Origin of the sequence: Blautia sp. CAG:257, assembly GCF_000433815.1 — a bacterium.
GTDB lineage: Bacteria > Bacillota > Clostridia > Lachnospirales > Lachnospiraceae > Blautia_A > Blautia_A caecimuris.
Window position 1 is genome coordinate 21,505 of the sequence record NZ_HF999058.1, and the last position, 1,881, is coordinate 23,385.

Here is a 1,881-nt window from a genome sequence, read left to right on the forward strand (position 1 = left end):
TCTCAGCAGTAATATCCTGGAGGAACTCCTGATAAAGCTCCTCCGGAACTCCCTGCTGGCCTACCAGAGAATCTGCCAGAACCTTCATGGAGGTCATTGGCGTTTTCAGCTCATGAGACACATTGGAAACAAACTCGGACCTGGATTCATCCAGAACCTTCATTCTTGCCAGCATCTTATTAAAAGCATCTGTGATCAGCTCTGTCTCCGTATAATCCGGTACGGAGATCTCATCATTCTGATATCCGTCCGTAAGATCTTCAATAGACTTGGTTACACGGGCAAGAGGCTTCACCAGAACAGTGGCAAGAATATATCCAAGGAAAACAGACAGAACCACGATCACTGCGATCAGAAGAAGCCCCTGATAATTCAGTTCCATCATGGTAGCCGTGATCTCACTGCAGGAGATCGTCACCAGCATGGCTCCCTGGATCTGAGGAACATCCGCACTTCTCACAGGAACTGCGAACTCGATCACCTGTCCCTTTCTTTGATAATCCGTAGGTTCCCCTTTCTTAAAGCTGCGGATGATCTTTGGAGAAACCAGAGTTTTCCCCTCATCTACATGGTAGGTATCCTTTACGATCTTAAAATCTCTGTCCACGATCAGGATACGTCCGCCATACACATTGGACAGCATTTCAAGCTTGCCGTTTACAGCCTCGGAGCTGGGATCATTGAGATAATTTTCCTTAATGATCTGATTGCAAAGAATACTGCACTGATTGCTGACTGCCCCTGCTCTTACTGCCACAGCCTGTTTCTCATAGTTGCTGATCATCATCCGTGTAACGATCACACTGGGTACAATTCCCAGAATCACCAGAATGATCAGGATCCGGAAACGCAGACTCTTAAAAAACCTGTTTTTCTTTTTCATTGCTTATGCCTGAAAATAATAGCCTACACCCCATTTGGTGTGTACATACTTGGGCTCACTGGGATTCGCCTCGATTTTTTCACGGAGACGGCGGATATGTACATCCACAGTTCTCACATCACCCGGATATTCATATCCCCAGACAATATTCAGAAGGTTTTCACGGCTGTAAACCTTGTTCGGATTAAATACAAGCAGCTCAAGCACATCAAATTCTTTCGCTGTCAGATTGATCTCCTTGCCTGCAATAAACACACGACGGCTCTCGCAGTCAAGCTTCAGATCACCTGTCTCAATGGTCTTGGCCTTTTCCTTCTCCTCGCTTTCTGAACGGGCGCGGCGCATGATCGCCTTGATTCTTGCCTTTACCTCCAGAATGTTAAAAGGCTTGGTAATGTAATCGTCTGCGCCGTATTCCAGTCCCAGGATCTTATCCATATCCTCGCCTTTGGCAGTAAGCATTACAATGGGAACATTGGAAAACTCCCTGATCTGCTGGCAGACTTCAAGGCCGTCCATCTTGGGAAGCATAAGATCAAGAAGGATAATGTCATAATGCTTTTCCTTTGCCTTTTCCACTGCTTCCTCACCATCATAAGCGCAGTCCACTTCCATACCGTCCTGTTCCAGATTGAAACGGATGCCCTTTACGATCAGTTTTTCATCATCTACCACTAATACTTTCCTGCTCATTTACAATCTCCTTATTCTACTGCAATCTTGTCTTTTATCTTTGAAAAAGTACTTTCCTTGATCCCCGGCACATTCATCAGCTCCTCCGTACCGGAAAAGCCGCCCTTTTCCTCCCGGTAGGCCAGAATGGCCCGGGCCTTGGCTTCTCCGATACCGGGCAGTGTCTGAAGCGCTGCAGAATCTGCTGTGTTCAGATTTACTGTTCCTGAATCCTGCGTTTCCCCTGCTCCTGCTGCTTCCGTTACAGCTCCCCCGGTACCCGGATCTGCAGCGCCTCCTGACGGCTGCCCTGCCATTCCCTTCTC

General features: G+C 47.5%; 3 protein-coding genes. All 3 read right to left on the bottom strand.

Features of this window, described 5'->3' with window-relative positions:
- Positions 1 to 883, bottom strand: an 883-nt coding sequence (locus tag QVP40_RS07750; protein WP_288200387.1) for a histidine kinase dimerization/phospho-acceptor domain-containing protein, incomplete at its 3' end; no start/stop codon positions are given.
- A gap of 3 nt (positions 884 to 886) precedes the next feature.
- Positions 887 to 1,576: a response regulator transcription factor gene (locus QVP40_RS07755; RefSeq protein WP_022067899.1), complete on the bottom strand. Its 690-nt coding sequence runs from the start codon at positions 1,574 to 1,576 to the stop codon at positions 887 to 889.
- An 11-nt stretch (positions 1,577 to 1,587) separates the two neighbouring features.
- On the bottom strand, positions 1,588 to 1,881 hold a 294-nt coding region (locus QVP40_RS07760), incomplete at its 5' end, for a ComEA family DNA-binding protein (protein WP_288200388.1).

Coding starts and splice junctions, on each gene's coding strand:
- QVP40_RS07755 (WP_022067899.1), bottom strand. CDS start 1,576: ATGAGCAGGAAAGTATTAGTGGTAGATGATGAAAAACTGATCGTAAAG.